The organism is Alistipes sp. ZOR0009, assembly GCF_000798815.1.
GTDB lineage: Bacteria > Bacteroidota > Bacteroidia > Bacteroidales > ZOR0009 > Acetobacteroides.
The window spans coordinates 194039-215767 of sequence record NZ_JTLD01000119.1 but is presented as its reverse complement, the minus strand read 5'-3'; the positions used below and the strand labels follow the sequence as shown (position 1 = coordinate 215767).

18 protein-coding genes and 3 tRNA genes are annotated in these 21729 nt (G+C 40.8%); 4 read left to right on the top strand and 17 right to left on the bottom strand.

Annotated features, from left to right (window positions below; translation table 11 throughout):
- Positions 1-18: 18 nt before the first annotated feature.
- Positions 19-3264 (bottom strand): lamin tail domain-containing protein, encoded by a 3246-nt coding sequence (locus tag L990_RS18075; protein WP_081981818.1) that lies wholly within the window; start codon positions 3262-3264, stop codon positions 19-21.
- A 122-nt stretch (positions 3265-3386) separates the two neighbouring features.
- Between L990_RS18075 and L990_RS18070 the strand changes: the two genes are divergently transcribed.
- Positions 3387-4382: an aspartate-semialdehyde dehydrogenase gene (locus L990_RS18070; RefSeq protein ID WP_047452283.1), complete on the top strand. Its 996-nt coding sequence runs from the start codon at positions 3387-3389 to the stop codon at positions 4380-4382.
- 32 nt (positions 4383-4414) lie between these two features.
- Here the strand turns inward: L990_RS18070 and hflX are convergent, their stop codons facing one another.
- Both hflX and L990_RS18060 read right to left on the bottom strand, forming a co-directional pair.
- Positions 4415-5611, bottom strand: coding sequence for a GTPase HflX (gene hflX / locus L990_RS18065; protein ID WP_047452281.1), 1197 nt, complete (start codon positions 5609-5611; stop codon positions 4415-4417).
- Between the two features lie 83 nt (positions 5612-5694).
- Positions 5695-6387: an energy transducer TonB gene (locus L990_RS18060; protein WP_047452279.1), complete on the bottom strand. Its 693-nt coding sequence runs from the start codon at positions 6385-6387 to the stop codon at positions 5695-5697.
- 240 nt (positions 6388-6627) lie between these two features.
- On the opposite strand from L990_RS18060, the gene L990_RS18055 reads away from it, so the two are divergent.
- Positions 6628-6701: transfer RNA gene (locus L990_RS18055), tRNA-Ala, on the top strand.
- 27 nt (positions 6702-6728) lie between these two features.
- Here the strand turns inward: L990_RS18055 and L990_RS18050 are convergent.
- Both L990_RS18050 and prmC read right to left on the bottom strand, forming a co-directional pair.
- Positions 6729-7199, bottom strand: a complete 471-nt coding sequence (locus L990_RS18050) for a regulatory protein RecX (protein WP_047452277.1) — start codon at positions 7197-7199, stop codon at positions 6729-6731.
- A complete protein-coding gene (gene prmC, locus L990_RS18045) occupies positions 7196-8050 on the bottom strand; it encodes a peptide chain release factor N(5)-glutamine methyltransferase (RefSeq protein ID WP_047452275.1) in 855 nt (284 codons plus the stop codon). The genes L990_RS18050 and prmC overlap by 4 nt, the downstream gene beginning before the upstream one ends.
- Before the next feature lie 59 nt (positions 8051-8109).
- Between prmC and ribD the strand changes: the two genes are divergently transcribed.
- On the top strand, positions 8110-9186 hold the full coding sequence (ribD, locus tag L990_RS18040) for a bifunctional diaminohydroxyphosphoribosylaminopyrimidine deaminase/5-amino-6-(5-phosphoribosylamino)uracil reductase RibD (protein ID WP_047452273.1): 1077 nt from the start codon (positions 8110-8112) through the stop codon (positions 9184-9186).
- A 1-nt stretch (position 9187) separates the two neighbouring features.
- On the opposite strand, the gene L990_RS18035 is transcribed toward ribD, so the two are convergent.
- The 3 genes from L990_RS18035 to L990_RS18025 form a co-directional block, all read right to left on the bottom strand.
- Positions 9188-9763: a TIGR00730 family Rossman fold protein gene (locus L990_RS18035; protein WP_081981814.1), complete on the bottom strand. Its 576-nt coding sequence runs from the start codon at positions 9761-9763 to the stop codon at positions 9188-9190.
- A 61-nt stretch (positions 9764-9824) separates the two neighbouring features.
- Positions 9825-11216 (bottom strand): aminopeptidase P family protein, encoded by a 1392-nt coding sequence (locus tag L990_RS18030; protein WP_047452270.1) that lies wholly within the window; start codon positions 11214-11216, stop codon positions 9825-9827.
- A 72-nt stretch (positions 11217-11288) separates the two neighbouring features.
- Positions 11289-12272: an adenosine kinase gene (locus tag L990_RS18025; RefSeq protein WP_047452269.1), complete on the bottom strand. Its 984-nt coding sequence runs from the start codon at positions 12270-12272 to the stop codon at positions 11289-11291.
- Positions 12273-12511: 239 nt separating this feature from the next.
- Between L990_RS18025 and L990_RS18020 the strand changes: the two genes are divergently transcribed.
- Positions 12512-12585, top strand: a tRNA-Asn gene (locus L990_RS18020).
- A gap of 31 nt (positions 12586-12616) precedes the next feature.
- Here L990_RS18020 and L990_RS18015 read toward each other — a convergent pair.
- The 9 genes from L990_RS18015 to wecB all read right to left on the bottom strand — a co-directional run bounded on the left by L990_RS18015 (position 12617) and on the right by wecB (position 21714).
- Complete coding sequence (locus L990_RS18015; RefSeq protein ID WP_047452268.1) at positions 12617-13843, bottom strand: hypothetical protein; 1227 nt, start codon at positions 13841-13843, stop codon at positions 12617-12619.
- Positions 13844-13946: 103 nt separating this feature from the next.
- Positions 13947-14020: transfer RNA gene (locus L990_RS18010), tRNA-Asn, on the bottom strand.
- A gap of 160 nt (positions 14021-14180) precedes the next feature.
- Positions 14181-15230 (bottom strand): tRNA preQ1(34) S-adenosylmethionine ribosyltransferase-isomerase QueA, encoded by a 1050-nt coding sequence (gene queA / locus L990_RS18005; RefSeq protein WP_047452266.1) that lies wholly within the window; start codon positions 15228-15230, stop codon positions 14181-14183.
- A gap of 42 nt (positions 15231-15272) precedes the next feature.
- The gene (gene truB, locus L990_RS18000) at positions 15273-15998 is read right to left on the bottom strand and encodes a tRNA pseudouridine(55) synthase TruB (protein ID WP_047452371.1); all 726 of its coding nucleotides are present in this window, start codon (positions 15996-15998) and stop codon (positions 15273-15275) included.
- 26 nt (positions 15999-16024) lie between these two features.
- Positions 16025-16870 carry an undecaprenyl-diphosphate phosphatase gene (locus L990_RS17995; protein ID WP_047452264.1) on the bottom strand — a complete coding sequence of 282 codons (846 nt, stop codon included), beginning with the start codon at positions 16868-16870 and terminating at the stop codon, positions 16025-16027.
- 100 nt (positions 16871-16970) lie between these two features.
- Positions 16971-17216, bottom strand: coding sequence for a DUF3098 domain-containing protein (locus tag L990_RS17990; protein WP_047452260.1), 246 nt, complete (start codon positions 17214-17216; stop codon positions 16971-16973).
- A 10-nt stretch (positions 17217-17226) separates the two neighbouring features.
- Positions 17227-18105, bottom strand: coding sequence for a cell division protein FtsX (locus tag L990_RS17985; RefSeq protein WP_047452258.1), 879 nt, complete (start codon positions 18103-18105; stop codon positions 17227-17229).
- A 5-nt stretch (positions 18106-18110) separates the two neighbouring features.
- Entirely contained in the window at positions 18111-20321 is a 2211-nt protein-coding gene (locus tag L990_RS17980; protein WP_231562304.1) for a YfhO family protein, read from the bottom strand.
- Positions 20322-20640: 319 nt separating this feature from the next.
- On the bottom strand, positions 20641-21714 hold the full coding sequence (wecB, locus tag L990_RS17975; RefSeq protein ID WP_047452254.1) for a non-hydrolyzing UDP-N-acetylglucosamine 2-epimerase: 1074 nt from the start codon (positions 21712-21714) through the stop codon (positions 20641-20643).
- Between the last annotated feature and the right edge of the window lie 15 nt (positions 21715-21729).

The window sequence follows — 21729 nt, the reverse complement described above, 5'->3', positions numbered from 1 at the left end:
TGCTTAATAAAAAGCAGGCTATCGGTACGCTACAGAGAAAACCAACCGTTCACTGGTGCAACGTCCACCGCTAAATGTTGTTTGTACATGGGCAATATAAATACCTCTTGAGACTCGTAATCCTGCATCTGTAACCCCATCCCAAACAATTGTTCCACTTGTACCCAGCAGCTCGTTCCGGCACAACCTCCTAACGGGAATTCCAGCTACAGAAAAAATGGTAACATCTACCATAGAGCCGGATTCCACCTGTTGATAGGCTATAGACAAAAAGTCATTGGTTCCATCACCATCAGGAGAAATTGAGTTAGAAAGCAAGCTGAATCCTTTTTCCGCCACATCGTCGTGAGTTTGCTGGGAATTCGGCATGCCTGGAGTTCCATACCCCACCTCCTTTGAAGCAGACATCCACTGGCTACCTTTTATCGATAAACGTTCAAGGGCAACACCTTTAAATGTTGGCAGCATCTTAAAGTGCATATCCTCTGAGTAATAAAACTCATCAACTATATTTCCGACAGAGTCGGCAAGCACCACGGTTCCCTCTCCATTTGGAAATGAAGGAAGAGCGCCAACCTTTAAAAATTTAGATGGATTTGATACTAAATAGCGTGAGGCTAGAGCATCTGGGGTTTCGCAAACCACAGCATACTCATTTGGCTGCAAAATTTTATACGATTTGGAGAAACGGATTACGCCGTCCAGCTTCCCTTCTGGATTCCGTCTTGCCAAACTCACACTGCCCAAATCTAAGGGCGTTGAAGAAGTATTTACAACCTCTACATAATCCGAACAATTTACGTCGGGATTAAATAGCACCTCATTAATAAGCAGGCTACCTCGATGTAGCGAACCTCCTAGCACAACAAAAATTTCATCAGCAAACGAATTGCCTGAATAATCTGAAACACCTAGAAGTTTCAAACGATTAATTTCTCCTCTCAGCAGCTCTGCCGAAGTTTTAACAAACAGCACCTTCGGATTAAACAGATCAAAAGAGTAGGTTGCTTTATCCAATAAACCATTCAACGTAATTACCATACGTTGAGAAAGTTCGATTGGCTCATTAAATACGATGGTAATCCTATTAACTCCCTCAACTTTCAAAACTTCCACTCTAGGGGGCACTTTATCAACAACCGTTCCCGCAATAGAATTTTCGTTACAGGGTGTTCCCCCGTTACTACTCCTTGAAAGGCCCCAAGCTTCAATGCTCTCTGCAAAGCTATTTACATCAATCCGCTCTAAAGAAACGCCTCCATCTATATCTTCCTGCTGGTAAAGATCATCAGTATAAAAAGCAGTAGCAATTAACGTCCCCTCTTGATTTATAAGGTGAATTCCAGCACCTTCGTTTGGCAACCCGTCAAAATTTGACAAGGAAACGACATTCCCATAACCCTTAAAAAACGGACTAACACTCGTTGATGACAATACAGCATAGGAGTAGGGCAATACAATTCCCTTACCACATCTCGACAATCTTCCATTTACAGATACTGTCCATCCTTCCAAATCAAGCGTATCAGACAGCCTGTTATAAACCTCCAAATACTCTCCTTCGGGCAGACCCAAAGAGGGAAGTGGATCTGGCATAATTTCAGATATAGTGGCATCACCAAATTCCAGACCTACCTTCAAGCGGATCAAAACGGAATCAACCTCAACCTTTTCCTTAACCACTCTATGAAGAAGAACCCGAAGAAGAGTTTTGCCTTCTGCAACCTTAAAGGACAAGATAAATGGATCTAGCAAGGTAACGTCGTTAACCTTAACATCGTTACCTAAATCATCTAAAACTTTAATTGAAATGTTAGAAAGAGGCTCCAATCGCTGATTCAAACGAAGTTGAACCTTTCCTTTCGAAGATAAACGCCCCTCCAAAATACGAAAATCGGAAGATGCCACACCCAGATTCGGGGTACGAATATGGTAGCTGTAGAGTGTTGATAAAAAAGAAGAAGCCGAACCAACCTCTACTCCATTTGGTGGGATAGAAAAATAAAATAACGAGGTAAAATAGTTCTTGAGTAGTTTTACCCGAATTACGACCTCCGCTTCTGTCCCGTTTAAAACAGACATCTCACCATCGGGAATGCCAATCAAAATCTTTCCTGTTGAATAGAAAGTATATTTGGCATCAATCCTAACCCCGTTAAAATATACGCAAAGGCTATCGACTACGCGCCTTCCCAGTAGATTTCCTGCCGTATCAAGCGCATTAAGAACAAGCTGACTAATCTCTGTTTTAAGCGTATCTGTAACACCTGAATCAACAATTTTAAATTTCAACAGGTCGAAAAAACGAAGCGGTGCGGCTATTGAGGGTATCGAACAATCTGGAGTAACCGCCTTTAAATAAGAATCATTATCGGCAACAATCAACTCTTTTGTAGAAGACAAGCGGGCTCCTGCTGCAACAATTTCATAGCGCCCACTTTTAGAAAATGATAGCGAAGAATATTTAGCCACTCCTGTTATAAAAGATGTCTTTAACATCATTGAGACTGGCCCTAAAACAGTCAGAGAGCACTCGCCATTAAAGTCAACATCCGTATTTTCATAGCTATCGCAGGCTTTCACGGACAAATCAAAAGGGGAATTAACCTTTATAGGTGACGGTATTTTAGAGAAAATAAATCGATCTGCCTTAACTTTAAATAGAAGCACGTTTGTTTGAACTGGAGAAAAAGGTTCAAGACAAGAAAATGCAGTATCAACATCAACCCCTTTAATTTTAAATGAAATAGAAGACAAGTCCAACACCTCTGCTGGATTTACATAAATACCAACAGAGACATTAGAAGAAGTGCTATCTGCAATCAAGAGATTACCGTTAAGTAACTCTACAACAAGACATTTATCAGTAATAAATGCAATTCTAGAATCAACCTTTCGTCCATTACAACAAACTACAGTTCCTGCAATAACCTTACTAACAGACACCTTCTGGGCATTCATATCCAACAAGATACGGCTAACCACCGTTGGCTTACGATCAGCACCTAAATCTGATATAGTAAATGCTGTAATAGTTGCAGTTCGCTCTGGGATATCATTATACGTAGATGCTGAAAGAGAATCCAGCGATACTGAAGAAAGGAAAGAGTCTACCAAAGAAGAGGAATCAAGAAAGGATGCAAATCCTACGAATTCTGAAAATAAAATCCTGTCATTTCCTTGAAATGAATCCCTATCAACATGCGCCCGAGTGCTAACCGCAAAAAGGAGGCACAAAAAACTCAGAAGCCAAAGTCGACTCATTTATTCTAATAAATATTGTTAACACTATTTCTGTCGATTTTTAGTTTAATAAATTTACAAAATTTGTTTTTCACTCCATAAATAATCGCGTTGTTATTTATCTTAATATCAGAAATACACAGATGAAAGTAGCAGTATTTGGAGCCACAGGGCTAGTTGGAGGCGTTATGCTAAAAGTCCTAGAAGAGATGAACTTTCCAGTAACCGAGCTAATACCTATTGCCTCGGAACGGTCGGTAGGAAAAGAGGTCTTTTTTAAAGGAAATGCGTATAAAGTAGTCAACCCACAAACAGGCCTAAGCCTAAAACCTACATTGGCCCTATTTTCTGCAGGCGGGGACACGTCTAAGGAGTGGGCTCCAAAATTTGCTGAAGCAGGATGCTTTGTTGTAGACAATAGCTCTGCTTGGCGAATGGATCCAACTAAAAAGTTGGTTGTTCCCGAAATTAATGCGGATGAGCTAACTGCTGAAGACAAAATTATAGCCAACCCAAACTGCTCTACCATTCAAATGGTATTGGCACTTGCTCCGCTACATGCAAGATTCTCTATTAAACGTATTGTTGTTTCTACCTATCAGTCGGTATCCGGAACTGGTATAAAAGCGCTTAATCAAATGGCTGCAGAACGTAACGGAGAAGCTGCAGACATGATATATCCTTACCCAATTGATATGAACTGCCTTCCTCACATCGATGTGTTTACCGAAAACGGCTACACAAAGGAAGAGCTAAAAATGGTAAACGAGACCCGTAAGATTTTAGGAGACAACAGCATCAACGTATCGCCAACCACAGTTCGAATTCCAGTAAAAGGTGGGCACTCTGAAGCCGTAAACGTTGAATTTGCCAATGATTTCAACTTAGAAGAAGTAAGAAACATCCTTTCGAGTACAGAAGGAATTATTGTACAAGACGATCCTGCCAACAAAATATACCCAATGCCTCTTTATGCTGAAGGCAAAAATGAAGTATTCGTAGGGCGCCTTCGCCGGGATATCTCGCAACCAAATACCCTCAACATGTGGATAGTTGCCGACAACTTAAGAAAAGGAGCGGCCACCAATGCCGTTCAGATAGCATTATACCTACTAAAGAAGGGATTCATAAAAGCATAAAAGAAGAGGCGCTTAAAGCGCCTCTTTTTCTCTTACCAAAGGAAATTTCCAAAAGGATATCGCCCCTGACTTATTTCTGCAACCATTTTATACATGTCTGACCGAAACTTATCCAAGTTGATTCGTTCCTTAGCCGACATGAATATGGCGGGATTATTTTCTTTATACATCCAGCTATTCTTCAAATCCTCCAAACTCATATTTTCTTTAGTAGCAGGAGTTAGATCATCGTCATCCTTCTTTATATAAGTGTAAGCGTCTACCTTATTAAACACCAAGAATACAGGTTTATCAGCGGCTCCAATATCCGCCAACGTCTCCTTTACAACATTCAGCTGCTCCTCAAAGTTGGGGTGAGAAATATCCACCACATGAATAAGCAAATCAGCCTCCCGAACCTCATCTAAAGTCGATTTAAACGATTCAACCAGCTGGTGAGGTAGCTTTCTAATAAATCCAACCGTGTCCGAAAGTAAAAATGGAAGATTTTCGAAAACAACTTTTCGAACGGTTGTATCTAGCGTCGCAAAAAGCTTATTCTCGGCAAACACCTCCGACTTACTGATAAGATTCATTATGGTAGACTTTCCTACGTTAGTATAGCCCACCAACGCAACCCGCACTAGGCTTCCTCGGTTACCCCGCTGGATAGCCATCTGCTTATCTATTTTTTTAAGTTGCTCTTTTAAACGCGATATCTTATCCAAAATAATACGGCGGTCTGTTTCGATCTGGCTTTCTCCTGGCCCTCTCATCCCAATTCCCCCGCGCTGACGCTCAAGGTGAGTCCACATTCGGGTAAGACGAGGAAGCAGATACTGATACTGAGCCAACTCTACTTGAGTTTTGGCGTAGGCCGTCTTGGCTCGAGCCGCAAAAATATCGAGAATTAAATTAGTCCTATCTAGCACCTTGCAGTTAAGATAGCGCTCAACATTACGAAGCTGTGATGGAGTTAGCTCGTCATCAAAAATAGCCATACCAATCTCATTCTCCTCGATATACGCTCTTATCTCATCAAGTTTTCCTGCTCCAACATAGGTCTTAGAGTTGGTTGCATGTACCCGCTGAATAAACTTCTTTACGGTACGAGCACCGGCCGTCTCTGCAAGAAACTCTAGCTCGTCAAGATACTCCTTCGTCTGAAAATCGCTCTGCTTATCGGTAATTGCACCAACAAGAATGGCTGTTTCCTGAACTGGAGCTGTACTTATTACATCAAATCCCATAAATGCCTATTAGTTGCAACAAAGGTAAACAAAAAAGCCCTGAGATTATCAGGGCTTTCAGTAACTATTCGGTATAAATAACATTAGTTCAACTGGAACTTAATAGGGAACGTAAACGATACGCGTACCGACTTTCCTCTTTGCTTACCAGGCGACCACTTAGGCGAGCTTTGCACGATACGAACCGCCTCTTTATCCAACGCAGGATCAACCCCACGAAGCACCTTTACATTTGTCACCGCCCCTGTTGGCTCAACAACAAATGAGATAAAAACAGTACCTTGTATACCGTTCTCCTGTGCAACATCTGGATATTTAAGGTTTTTACCTACATATTCGCGAAACCCGATAGCGGCTTCTTTCCCGTTAAACGTAGGCATGTCCTCCACCACCAAAAATGGCTCCTCTTCCTCGACAACCTCTTCTTTCTTAGAAACTGTTGGAATGGTTATTGGTGCAGCTTCCTTGGTATCTTCCATATTCAAATCAAGCTCATTACTTACTTTTACATCGTTACGAACGATCTTAAGCACATCTGAAATAATTTGTTGGGGAGCGACCTCGGCCTGTTGTTGTTGTTGTTCTTGCTGACTTGTTTGCACTATTTCTTCTTCAGCAACAACTGTTTTTGCGGCAAAACTTTGGGTCTCCTGAGCTTCGCCAAAATCATATTCGAAAGCGAAGAGGGATAATCCAATAGCCACGACGAAACCGATCTGTAAGAACATTGAACGTTTGTTCTCAAGATCCGCCTTAGGCGATTTCTTGATTTCCATGTCTGTTTTATTAAGGGCTTATAATTTATATACTATATAAACCAAACAATCCATGCTAAAGATTGCTCGGATGAATACAAATATATTTCTGATAATTTTAAAAACAAACATTTACCTCAATAAATTCTTAAATTTCACAACAATTCAATGTTTAATATCAGAAGATTACTTTTTTTTTTAAAAACACGCTTATCACTTTTGATTTATTCCAAAATTCATTTACATTTGCAGCGTCTCTAAGGGGGATTAGCTCAGCTGGCTAGAGCGCTTGCATGGCATGCAAGAGGTCATCGGTTCGACTCCGATATTCTCCACAAAAGGCTTACTTCGGTAAGCCTTTTTTATTTCATTACAATCTGATTAACAGCCCTTACAACTATATCAAAATCAAATCCCTTCCGAACGCCGAATGCAATCAGCTTCATTTTGAGGTCATACTCATTTTTATGCTTCGTTGTCTCAGATTTACGCTTTAACTCTCGTACAACAGCCTCAGGAAGCTTATCTATCTCGACTTCTTTCAAGGCCAACTGCACATGCTCTTGACTAATATGTTTTAATGCCAGATGCGATTTTATCTTCTGAGGCCCCCATCTGTCAAATCGAAACTTATCGCGAGCAAATGCGACAGCGTAGCGCTCGTTGTCTATATATCGTTCCTCAACTAAATGTTTAAGTACAGAAGCCCTGTCTTCCTCAGCAACTCCCCATGAAAACATTTTTTGCAGAGCCTGGTATTCACAAATTTCTCTTGATGAACATAGCCTTGTTAGCCGCTCATAGGCATCTTTTGCTGATATCTCCCTTTTCATTTTTGCCCTCCCCATTCGGCCAGAACAAACCGATCAACACCAAACAGATCTTTTCGCACCTCGGTGTTCATTCCCAAATCAGCAAACAAGCTTGCAGTCTCTAGGCCTAACTGCTGGTTTATTTCCAGATAAACTTTACCTCCAACCTTAAGTTGAGCTGATGCAATTCTTGCAATAGCCTTATAAAATTCCAACGGATCAGAATCTTTTACAAACAAGGCTAGATGAGGCTCGTAATTCAGCACATTATCTCGCATTAAAGCTTTTTCAACTTCCATTACATAGGGCGGATTGCTCACTATTACATCAAACAGCTCCTCTGACTTAAAACTCCTCATATCATCCAGCAAAAAATTGACGTCAACGCCATTTTGCTGAGCGTTTTCTCGAGCCACCTGCAACGCTTTTTCCGAGACATCAACAGAAGTCACCATTGATAAAGCCAGATTCTTTGCGAGCGCAACAGGAATACAACCACTTCCAGTCCCAAAATCTGCTACTCGAATCTCTTTTGCGCTCCAATCTCTCACAATAATGTCCACCAATTCTTCAGTCTCTGGACGAGGAATAAGAACATCTGGCGTAACCTTAATAAGGCAACCATAGAATTCGACCTCCCCAATCACATATTGCAGAGGTTCACTGCAAAGCAGCCTCTGAATGTAAGACGCCACCTCCTTTCTGAACGCGCTAGAAGCACAGCCATCTAACTCCAACAATAACTTAGAGCGATTACACCCCAACACATGCTCTGCCAACCTATAAGCAATCTCTTTAGCCTCCTCCGGAGCATAAATATCTGAAAGTTGATGAATATGAATGCCCAACAGGCTACGAATAGAAGTATTCATTTATTTTGTTTCCGTTGCAATTTCTGCTATTTTCGAAACTAAAAGTAAGATAAAATCGAATGGATCGCAATATTGATGAGGAATACATGAGGCATTGCCTCCGACTTGCCGAAATGGGATTAGGCTCTGTAGCTCCCAACCCCATGGTTGGCTCTATCATTGTCCACGATGGAATAATAGTAGGAGAAGGTTTTCATCGCAAATATGGTGAAGCCCACGCTGAAGTAAACGCCATCAAATCAGTTAAAGACAAATCATTACTAAACAAATCCACGCTATACGTATCCTTAGAACCTTGCAGCCACTTTGGAAAAACGCCACCATGCGCAGATCTCATCATCGAGCACAAAATACCACGAGTGGTAATTGCCATGCAAGATCCATACAGCGAAGTTGCTGGACGCGGAATAAAAAGGCTCAAAGACCATGGGGTTGATGTTACGGTGGGGATCTTAGAAAAAGAGGCACAATGGCTAAACCGACGATTCATCACCTTTGTCACCGAAAAACGCCCCTACGTCATCCTTAAATGGGCTCAAACGCTTGATGGTTTTATTGATATCGAAAGGGAAGCAGGAGCCCCAACTCAACCCACCTGGATTTCGAACGAAGCCTGCAAAACGCTAGTTCATAGGTGGAGAAGCGAAGAAAAAGGAATCCTTGTAGGAAATAACACTATCACCAACGACAACCCCAAACTAAATGTAAGAGTTTGGAATGGAGAAAACCCTACTCGAATCCTTATAGACAGAACATTAGTTTCCCCCGTTGAAAGCCATATCTTCGATGGAAGTCAGCCAACCATTGTTTTTATCGGTAAAAATTCGGGATCGAGTACCCGCAAAGAACTCTTTGAAAAGATAAAAAACCTTGAGCTGGTTTCTATAGACTTTGCTCGAGATGCCGAAATTCAAATGTTTGACTACATCCACAAAAGAGGAATACAATCGGTAATTATAGAAGGCGGAGCAAGAACCTTGCAAGGGTTCATCGACAGAGATTGCTGGGACGAGGCTCGAATTTTTTACGGCCCCAAACTCTTTTTTAAAGGGGTTAAAGCCCCTGCAATAGTTGGAATTCCTTATGCAGAAGACTCCATTGACGGAACCAAACTATTCTATCTAAGAAGAAAATAATCTATACCGCCGCAAAAGATATTGCATCAGCATCCCATGCTGGTGCATTTTTTATTGCAGGAATAATTTCCTCTACAGTATCGACAAAGGTATAAATAGCCCGATGCTCCTGACGCATAAATTTTTCCTCTATCATTTTTTCAAAAAGAGCCTTCAGCGGATCATAAAAGCCATCAAGATTAAGAATAACTATCGGCTTAGTAAACTTTCCCAATCGTTTTAAAGTTACCACCTCCGATAACTCTTCAAGCGTACCACAACCTCCAGGCAATGCAACGACAGCATCAACACCATCTATTAGTAGTTTCTTGCGTTCATGCATATCCTCCACCAATACCATTTCAGAAATATCCTTATGCCCCCACTCTACTTCGTCCATAAAGCGAGGAAGAACTCCCTTTACATGCCCGCCATGAGCAAGCATCGTGTCGGCTATCTTTCCCATTAATCCTAGCGAGCCTCCACCATAAATTAGCGTATGCTCGTTATTTGCCATCAAAACACCCAAGGTCTCGGCTGCAGCAAAATATTTTTCAGAGACTTTTGCGCTCGAAGCACAGTAAACACAAACTTTCATTGGCATATAAAGAACAAGGGTGCCCACCAGACAGCTAGCACCCTCTATATTTTTCTTGAAACTAACTATTTACGGTTTCTTCAACCTCCTCTACTGTAATTGGAACGCGCTTTGTTCCCAACAGACGGCTCCCTTTGTCGGTGATAAGCAAATCATCTTCCAAACGAATGCCGCCAAAATCAAGGTATTCCTCTACTTTTGCAAAGTTGATGAATGATTCGTTAATCTTTTCATCCTTCCACTTCTGAACTAAAGCCGGAATAAAGTAAATACCAGGCTCATTGGTAAGAACAAAACCAGGCTCTAAACGACGGCCTAATCTTAAATAAGCAGTCCCAAACTGATCTATCCGAGAAGTTTCCTCGTCGTAGCCCACATAGTTTTCACCATAATCCTCCATATCGTGGACATCTAGCCCCATCATATGCCCCAATCCATGAGGGAAGAAGAGTGCATGAGCGCCATTGCGAACAGCCTCATCCACATTCCCTTTCATTAAGCCCAAAGCGGTTAGGCCTTCTGCGATTGTTCGCGCAGCGGCTAAATGCACCTCTTGGTACTTAATTCCAGGGCGAGCCATACTTGTTGCCAAATTATTTGCAGCAAGCACAATGTTGTAAACATCTTTCTGCTTCGAAGTGAATTTTCCTCCAACAGGAGTAACACGGGTAAAATCAGAAGCATAGCCAAGAGCTGTTTCTGCTCCAGAATCTACGATCATTAGCCTACCTGCTTCTAGCATATTACCATGATGATGGTTATGAAGAATTTCGCCATGCTGAGATAAAATTACAGGGAAAGAAACTCCGCCTCCAGCCGAAAGGGATATCCCTTCAATAGCACCAGCAATTTCTCGCTCATATACACCTGGTTTACACATTCTCATCGCAGCCACATGCATTTGGTAACCAACCTCGCATGCTCTATCTATTTCTGCAATTTCGTAAATATCTTTTATAGATCGAAGAGATACAACAGCCTTAATTAAATCTACAGATACATAATTAGATAGTTTACTAGTCGTAACACCTAACAAATCGCCTATTACAACCATGTTTTCGTGACGGTAAGGCGGCAAGAAGTGGACTTTACGCCCCTTTTTAAGGGCTGATGTCACCGCATTTTGAAGTTCACTCAAAGGATGCGTAGCAACAACGCCAACTTCAGCAGCCCTATCCTTAAGACTTGGCTGAGGCCCCATCCAGATAACATCTTCAATATCAACATCATTCCCGTAAATAGCATCTACCCCCTGCTCAAAATCAACAATGGCCGCCAAATCAGGCTGATTTAAGCCAAAGAAGTAAAGAAATGTACTATCCTGACGAAAACGATATGTATTAGACCTATAGTTCATTGGCACTTCAAAGTTGCCTAAGAAAAGGGCAATCCCTGAATGCAACTTTGCGCGCAACTTACTCCTACGCTCTGAGTAGATTTCTTTTGGAAACATAATATAATCTGTTAATAGTTGTTTTAAAGAATGTCTCTCTTCAAAGATATACAAACGAAAACAAAAGCTAGACTATCGATTTAGAACATCAGCTATCATTTCTTTAATTGTATCCCATACCTGATCCTCCATCTTAGGCCCTACCACCTCAATCACTTTTCCAGAAAGAATGGATCCGAGTTCTCCACAAATATTGAGCGGATACTTATTGATTAGCCCATAAATAAATCCAGACGCGTACAAGTCTCCAGCTCCAGTTTTATCCAACGGTATTGCGTCAATTATGCCAATTTTATGAACTTCCATCCCCTTTTTGATGTAAGAACCTTTACGGCCAACTTTAACGACTGCAATTTCACACAGTCCCGCCAACTCCGAAAGAGCTCCTTCTGGATCAAGCCCCGTAAACGCCTTTGCTTCATCTTGATTCGCAAAAACAATATCAACATAGTCGCGAAGGATCTCATCCAAAAACTCCATATTTTGCTCAACAACATTGTAGCTGGCTAGGTCTAACGATATTTTTAAACCATGTCGTTTGGCAATTTTCACAGCTTGTCGAACCAAATCGTGATTTTGAACCATATACCCTTCGATATGGAAATAGGAATAGCCCTTAAAATCAGTTTCTGCCAATTCCTCTGGAACCAACTCGACAGCAGCACCAAGGTAGGTTGCAAATGTGCGCTCAGAATCAGGAGTAACAAAAACTAGCGCTCTTCCAGATGGGGCTCTTCCTACCGAAAGCATCGGTTTGATACCGCTACGAATCATGTCTTCTTTGAAGAATTTACCGATTTCGTCATCCCCGATCTTTCCGATAAAGCCAGTATCCACCGCAAGCTTAGATAGCCCACTTATAGTATTCGCGGCAGAACCACCAGGAGCCTTGCGCAATTCAAACGATTTTAAATGACCTGTAATCTTATGTGCGGTATTCTCATCGATTAGCTGCATGCTACCCTTCGGAAGATCAAAATGGTGTAGAAAATCATCATTGGGTACCCCTGCCAGTATGTCTACTAGCGCATTTCCTAGTCCTAAAACTGATGCCATCTATTTATTGTCTTTGTCTTTTATTGATATCAGCCGCAAAGATATCTACTTTACCCAAATAATAACGAACATCACCTTATTTTACCACAGAAATAACAACCTGACCGACAGCCCCATCTATTCAGATTATAAGTTTTTATAATTTGTACAATGACGTTTTATTAAAAAAAGGCTTGCAGGATTAAAATAGAGGGGTTATATTTGCACCGCATTTGAGGGAAACCTCAGGCAAAAAACCTTCCTCAATAGCTCAGTCGGTTAGAGCACCTGACTGTTAATCAGGGGGTCCTAGGTTCAAGTCCTAGTTGAGGAGCAAAAAGCCCGAACTTTCGTTCGGGCTTTTTTTATGGCCTACTTTTTAAATCTAGGTGAAACTGCTCCGTATATTTATCTGCAACAAAACCCTCCACCCACTGGTTAAAAATTACAACTTGACGCTTAAATTCCGCATCAGAAGAAGCACTAACCAAACCAGCACGCCGAACAACCTCGCTTTCAATCGGCAAAATTCGTTGCAAAAAGCCCGAATTATCTTGATTTATAATCGCAGCAAGGTTTACATAGCTGCCACCCTCTCTCCTTTTATAAGGATAGCACTTAGACTTCATCTGCAAGCCTACGCTACAAATAGGAGCAACACTATCCAGTTGAGGCTTCATGAAATTCGGGTAAGAGTCTCCCCCTGCATTCCACGTCGGAATAGCGACTGTTGTAAAAGGAAAACCAAGAACAGTCCACATCATCATACGATCTGGATTTTCGCCGTTCTTTAGCCCAACCACCAACATAGCAGAGGAAGTTGAATAACGTGCTATATAGTCAATAAAAAAGCGAAAATCAGCGCCATTCGCGCTCTTTGGAACGGCATTCCACAGATTCGTTTTTGTAAGCGAATGGGATAAACTCCTAGAAACATCCTTTAATACTCTCTCTACGCTAAAATCGCCTTCAGCAGACATTCCCATCAAGGCGTCATTTGCCGTATTATACCGAATAAAGCCATACCCTTCCTCTAGAGGTCCTCCGTAAGAATAATTTGTTCGGATTAAAAAGCCATGAGGAGCTACCATAGGGTCATTCACATCAACCTTCCTATAGGTATAGTTGCCGGTCTCAAAATAAGCCCCATTCCCAGCGGCATCGATCACCCCAAAATTGGCGTCGACACCCAAGGGTTTTGGCAACGTTTTCAGCAAAAGTTCAAAATCATCTACAGTCCGACATTGCATCAATGCCTTTTTCATAACAACGCCCTCCTGATCCTTCTCTTTCGAGAAGTCACCAACATTGTTATTATAGGCAGCAGAATTTATTATAGCAAACCCAACTGTATTATAACCGCCCCAAACCATCCGAGATGCATCCTTATTCGAGTTAACAATCCCGCAATAACTGTACTTTCCGTCCCTGAAGTAAGCCAACGCATTCTCCAAGTTATCGGTATCACGCTGCTTAAACAAGAGAGGGCGTCCATCGGAAGTATACTTTCCAGACACTATAAATGTGGTACAGGCATCTGCAAGTTTGGCTATAGACAAAAAGCCGAATAGTAGTAACAATATTTTTCTCACGACTCAAAATTTATTATTTCAAGCAATAGTAAGAAAAAATCGCACGAATTCATTCTTCTAAAGAAGGAAAACAAAAAAGCCCGAACTTTCGTTCGGGCTTTTGCTCCTCAACTAGGACTTGAACCTAGGACCCCCTGATTAACAGTCAGGTGCTCTAACCGACTGAGCTATTGAGGAAGGTTTTTCGCCTAAGGTTTCCCTCAAACGCGGTGCAAATATAACCCCTCTATTTTAATCCTGCAAGCCCCTAGAGCAACTTTTTCTTCAAACACCAGATTTTTTATACAAACGAAGGGCTGCAAATTGCAGCCCTTCGTTTGTATAGTTCTAACTGTGTTTACAATATAAGCATTGCATCGCCGTAAGTTCCAAAACGATATTTTTCCTTCAATGCTTCCTCATAGGCATCAAAAAGAAAATCATATCCAGCAAAAGCAGAAACCATCATCAACAATGTAGACAAGGGAAGATGAAAGTTCGTAATCATGCTTGTTGGCACCGAGAAATCATAAGGAGGGAAAATAAACTTATTAGTCCACCCGCTGTAGGGCTTCAAATGCCCTGTTGTAGCCACAGAACTCTCCAATGTTCGTAACACTGTAGTTCCTACAGCACAAACATTCTTTTTATTATCCTTTGCAGCATTTACAATTTGAGCAGCATCCTCTGGTATTATAATCTGCTCTGAATCCATCTTATGCTTAGTCAGATCCTCTACATCAACAGTTCTAAAATTCCCCAATCCCACATGGAGGGTAATTTCAGCAAAATCTAAACCTTTAATCTCCATTCTCTTCAACAGCTCGCGGCTGAAATGCAACCCTGCAGTTGGAGCAGCAACAGCTCCTTCGTGCTTTGCAAAGATCGTTTGGTAGCGTTCTGCATCTTCTGGAACCACCTCTTTACGAACCCACTTTGGTAGCGGAGTTTCACCCATCTTATAAAGGGCGTCCTTAAACTCCTCATAGTTTCCATCAAAAAGGAAACGAAGAGTTCGACCTCTGGACGTTGTATTATCAATCACCTCGGCAACCAACAAGTCATCATCTCCAAAATAAAGCTTGTTTCCAATACGAATTTTACGTGCTGGATCAACTAAAACATCCCAAAGACGCTGCTCTCGATTTAACTCGCGAAGCAAAAACACCTCAATTTGAGCACCCGTTTTTTCTTTATTGCCGTATAAACGAGCAGGAAAAACCTTGGTGTTATTGAATACCATCACATCACCATCATCAAAATAGTTGATAATATCCTTAAAAACCTTATGCTCAATAGTTTTTTCTTTTCTATTTAGCACCATCAACCTCGATTCGTCGCGATTTGGGGTTGGAAATTTGGCTATCAATTCAGCCGGTAAATCAAATTTGTACTGAGAAAGCTTCATTTGTGATACGTTATATGATACAGTCGGTGTCCTTTATACGGGTTATTTTCGTAGTTGTTTCAATTCGTTGAAAATATTTTCAACTTTTTCCATGCTAAGGGCATCTTCTACCCGAAACACCCCATTCGCAGTGCGCCTTAACCCTGTAAGATGCGCTCCACTATCCAGCGCCAAGCCCAAATCTCGAGCAAGTGCCCTAATGTAGGTTCCTTTGCTACATTTAACCAGAAAATCTACATCCCTGCCTGCGTAGTTTAAAATAGAAATCTCTCTTATTTCTACTTTATTAGGCTTCAACTCCATGTCTACGCCCCCCCGAGCAAGTTCGTAAGCTCTTACTCCATCAACCAGCTTAGCGGAAAACAGTGGAGGGATCTGATCCTGCACTCCTAAAAATTGGGGCAAAATAGCCTCGACAGACTCTCTTGTTATATGCTCATAGGGATATTCTACATCAACAGGCTTTTCTAGATCAAAACAAGGGGTTGTAGCACCAAATCTAACATTTGCGATATACTCTTTTTCTTGAGCCTGCAATTTCTCTATCTGCTTGGTTGCTTTTCCAATACAAACCACCAGTAAGCCTGTTGCCAAAGGATCAAGCGTTCCTGCATGACCAATCTTAATTTTCTTATAACCCAGGTTATGCTTCAGCATGGCTTGGATTTTGCGTATAACATCGAAAGAAGTCCACTTATAGGGCTTGTCGATTACCAAAACAACGCCATCCTCAAATTTTGTATTTACATCTATCTGATTAACAATCATCAAATTTCTATTTAACATGAAAGGCCCTACATTACCTGTAGATCGACACCTAATGCCAGTAGTATTAAAATAACAGCACCAACAATAATTCTATACCATCCAAACATTTTAAATCCATGATGGGTGAGGTACTTCATTAGGTACTTTATCGCAACCATTGCGACTAAAAAAGAAACAACGTTTCCGACCAGAAGAATAACTAGGTTATTCCATTCCAGAAGTATCTGATAATCTTTCAACAACTTGTATGCCGATGCAGCAAACATGGTAGGAACCGCTAAGAAAAAAGAAAATTCGGCAGCATTCTGACGTGTTAGCTTAGAGGCCATCCCTCCAATAATTGTTGCTGCAGAACGAGAGACTCCAGGAACCATTGCAATACATTGGAAAACCCCAATTTTAAAAGCTTTTTTGTAGGTTACCTCCTGATCTTCGGATGCTTTCCCAAACATACGATCTATAAACAGTAGCAGTATACCTCCTAAAATAAGAGATACTGCAACTACAGTTACATTCTCTAACAGGCGATCGATATCATCGCTAAATATAAACCCAACAAAAGCAGCCGGTAGAAATGCGACAAACAGTTTTGAATAAAATTTAAAAAGCCTAGAGAAATAATCGTCACCACCAACTCCTGCTTGCTCCAAAACCTCGCGTTGAAAACGTCCTGACACAAAGCGCTTCCAGTACAATACTACCACTGAAAGAATGGCACCAAACTGAATATTTACGGTAAACGCTTTCACAAACTCAGTGCTTTCAACTCCTAGTAACTTTTGGGCAATTATCATATGCCCCGTTGACGATATCGGAAGAAATTCGGTAATCCCCTCTACAATCGAAATAATAACTGCCTGTAATGTATCCATTATTCTCTTTTAAACGACGAATTGCCATAGCCTCTGCCTGCATTGAATGCAAAAACAGAGGCTATGACAAGCAATTTCTATATGCCCAAGGCTGTTCAGCCTACTCTTTAGGCTTTTTCATTATTGCATAGATTTCAAACCCGAAACCTATAAGAACCACAATCGGAGCTAAGGTTATACGGCGGAAGCTAAAAATGCTCTCATCAAACACCTTTGGATCGGTTGATCCGCCACCCGCCATTAATACAAATCCAAGTATGATGATTACAAAACCAATAAGAAGCAACTTTAGATTCTCCTTACCTAGCGCAAAATTTTTACGCTCATTACTTGTTTCGTTAGCCATAATCAAATTTTTAATAATGAATTTCTTCAGAACCTAATCGAAGAAACTTATTTACTGCAAAGAAAGTACATATAAAGTTTATAACAACACCAAGAACTATTATTCCTCCAAATAAAATAATGATCCAGTTTATGTTATTAAGGTAGATTACCTCGCGAAGCTCTTCTAAAGCCACAAAAACTAATCCAACCAAAAGCACAACCGCAAACAACCCTGCATACAAGCCATGCGCAATGCTTCTAAGCAGAAATGGTTTCTGAATAAATCCAGCTGTTGCTCCTACAAGCTTCATCGTATTAATAATATATCTTCGGGCATAAATAGCAAGCCTAATCGTATTATTAATCAATACAATAGAAACAAACAAAAGCAATCCTGCAAAAATTAAAATTATAAGACTAATCTTCTTTACATTCGCATTAATTGCTTCTACTAGGTTGTCTTGAAATACTATTTCCTGAACTTGAGGCATTCTCTCTATTTCTGCTTTTACCTTTGCTAGAGCAGAAGGGTGAAGGTATTCCGCCTTTAATTTTATTGTAATAGAAGCAGGCAACGGATTAACACCAAGAAACTTCACAAAATCTTCCCCTAACTCTTGCGAGAATTGCTGAGCAGCCTCAGCCTTGGTTGTAAGTGTAGTTTCGTACACATAAGACTTGCCATTCAACGATTTATTAAACAAGTTTATTTCGGCATTAGACAATGAATCTGCAAGAAACACATTGAATCCAACATTTTCTTTAACATTATCAGACAGCTGCTTAGCATTAAGCATAATCAGCCCCATTGCCCCCAACAGGAAAAGCACCAGAGTAACGCTTACTATAGAAGATAAGTATGAATTTCTAATGCCTCGTCTAATCGATTTGTTTTCGCTTTTTGCCATAATCCCTAACTAAGTTGGTTCTTTTTTGGACAACCTAAACGATATAACTCAACCCCAATAATGCCTATTGCCAATAAAATTAATGTCAAAGAACAAGCCAAGTCGACGATTTTACCAACCTTAAACATTACTGGCTGAAATTTAAACTCAACAGTATGCTCACCAGCAGGAATAACCATTGCACGAAGAACGTAATTAGCTCTTAAATAAGGGGCTAACTTTCCATCAATATACGCATCCCAACCTTTTTCATAGTATATTTCGGAGAAAACGGCCAATTGCTCTGTTTTATTGTTCGAATGATAGCTTAGATAGTTCGGCTTATATTTGGTCAAAACAATACTCCCAGCTGTATCTGCACTTGATTTAAATGATCCGAGTTCCTTCTCAAAACGCTTATCAACAATAGCCAAGTGCTTAGGATCAAACCCCTTCAAGGCCTCAATTTCAGCATCCGCATTCGGAACCATCTTAATTTCATTCACAAACCAAGCATTACCAAGGGCACCACTATTCACCTGAACTTGAAGAGTTTGACTTTTTTGATCTGGAACAATAATATACTTGGTATTAAGCATATTAAATGCCGCCATGTTATTTTGAGATAGATGAAAATCTATCAACTCTTGATAACGTCGCATCTTGGCAGCATGATACCCTCCTACCGATTTATGGAAGTATGACGTAGAAGCATCATTAAACGGATTAACAGAAAGATTGAGTACGCGATAGTGAGTAGTATCCTTCATTATGGCCTGATCGGCTTGACTAGGTGTAAAAGGAACTGCAGCTTGCATAGCCGGAACCCAATTTTTCTCATTCAAATACCTGTGATTTACAGGAATCATATCTACAAGAATGAGCAACCCTATTGCACCCAAAAACAGAGGTGACTTTATCTTCTTTGTGATCAAAAGCCAAGATGCCGCTGCCGCTACTACAACAAACGCAAAAGTACGCCAAGCATCAGCAGACAAAAGAGCTGCTCTGTCGGTCGCAATTGCGCCTAGCAGTTCTTTTGGTAACTGCTGGTCATTAGTAGAAAGGAAGTTAAACATCGATCCTCCAAACAATGCAAAAAATAGCGCAACTCCACCAGCAATACCAGTAGCCCATTTCAATCCATGAATTCCCTCTTCTTTATTAAAATTGGGCTCAAGCATTTTCTTAAGGGCAAGCATTGCAAGTATCGGAACCGCAATTTCTGCAATAACAAGAACCATTGAAACAGTACGAAACTTACTATACATTGGGAAATAGGACAAGAAGAACTCAGAAAAGAACAGCAAGTTACTTCCCCACGCTAAAAGAATAGAAAGAATGGTCGCTCCTACAAGCCACCACTTTGATGTTCCCTTTATATAAAACAGCCCCAGTATGAAGAAGAAAATAACAACAGCTCCAATATATACAGGCCCCATCGTCATTGGCTGCGGCCCCCAATATGAAGGTATCTGGGTTGCTGCATCAGCAGGGTAACCTACCTGCGATAAAACTTTGGCAGTTTCGCCATCTGTTTTAAGTCCAACCACAGAAGAACCTCCCATCAAGTTAGGAATGAACATATTGAAAGATTCTGCAATTCCATAACTCCAAGCCAAGGCATAATCTTTATCTAAACCTGTCGTTTTATTTTCCTGATTGTGAGTAAGCTCGCTTTTTCCACGTATGGAATCTTTACCGTAATCCCAAACTAAATACAAATGAGAAAAGTTTGCACCAATCCCTAGAATTAACGAAATGGTTAACGCCGCAGAAACCTTTACAAATTGACTTACAATCTTTTCTTTATACGAACGAATAAACTCTGCCACCAAGAAAAAGAACACCAAAAATCCACCATAATAGGTAATTTGTGGGTGCCCCGAATATAATTCCAACCCTAAAAACAACGCTGCTAAAGACACTCCTAGCCACATTTTTCGTCGATAAGCAAGAACAATACTTCCAATAAGAGCGACTAAGTATGCAATTGCAATCATCTTCGAGTTATGCCCTACTGCAATAATAATAAAGTAGTACGACGATAATGAAAGAGCCAATGAGCCAATAATACCCAACCAAGGATTCATTCCAAAAGCGAGCATCAGGATGTAACTTCCGACGAGCATAATAAAAAGGAAACTCGCTGGACGAGAGTGCCCCAACTGAAAAAAGTCATCAACGTATCGAATATAGTTTGTTTTATAAACAGTTGATATCAAGTAAGCGGGCATTCCGCCAAACATGCTGTCAGTCCAAAGCGCCTCCTCACCAGTTGCCGCTCTATAGTCGACTATCTCTTTCGACATTCCTAAAAATTGCTCCGTATCGCTCTGCTGCAGGTGCTTACCCTGCAGCTGAGGTGCAAAATACGCATAAGATAATCCCAAGAAAAATAGAATGGCCGCAATATGTGGCAACGATTTCTTCAAAAGTGGATGCATTGGCTATTTTATCGTTAAAAAAATACTAGCATGCAAACAACCTGTCTGCAATTAACTCGTAAAAGTAAAAAACATTTCGATTTCTAAAGATGAATGGCTTTTAAATGAACTAAAAAGCTTCAATCTCCTGTGCCACAATTTGAGATGCCACCCCGTTCCCGTAAAGGTTAACATCAAAATTGCATTTTTTATTTTTTGCCTGATTAAACGCACTAATCAACAGGTTAGTATCTGCGCCAACCAAGGTATTAAAACCTCCATCAACGAGTTCAACCCACTCTGTTTGTTCTCGAACTGTTATGCATGGCTTCCTAAAAAAGAAGGCTTCTTTCTGAACACCTCCGCTATCAGTAACGACCAGAGAGCAATGCTTAAGTAGTTCAACCATATCAAAATATCCAACAGGATCAACAACATCAAACTCTGGATTTATCCCCTGTTTCGCTAATATGCTACGAGTTCTGGGGTGTAGAGGAACCACGACTCGCGCCTCTCGATTTACAGCATTTAACCCATTTATTATTGATCGTAATTTTTGTGGATCGTCCGTATTTTCTTGTCGATGTAGCGTAGCTAACACAAATCCACTCTCCAACCCTAGATCTGAAATAATGCGAGATTTAGCAGCAGAACGAGCAGCATAGAAAAGCGCAGCATCCTGCATTACATCTCCATTTTTAACCACCTTTGCCCCATAGCCATCAAATCCTTCCCTCTTTAGATTTGATATTGCGGCATCGGTGGGACAAAACAAAAGGCTCGATATGCGATCTGTAAGAATACGGTTAACCTCCTCTGGCATCATCATATTGAAGGATCTTAAACCAGCTTCTACATGGATAATTGGGATATGTAATTTTGATGCAGCAATGGCTCCAGCCAAAGTTGAATTAGTATCCCCATAAACCATCAATCCATCAGGTTTTTCGACCAGAAGAATCTCCTCAATCTTTTCAATCATTCGCCCAGTCATTGCACCGTGGCTCAGACTATGTATGTCCAGATTATAGTTAGGAACAGGGATTTCCATCTCCTCGAAAAAAACATCGGACATATTCTTATCAAAATGCTGCCCGGTGTGGACCAGCACTTCTTTAATGCTTGTTTTCGCAATAGCACGCGACACCGCTGCGGCTTTTACGAATTGGGGACGAGCTCCAACTATTGTAATTATCTTCCTCATTTCTTTTCAAATAAA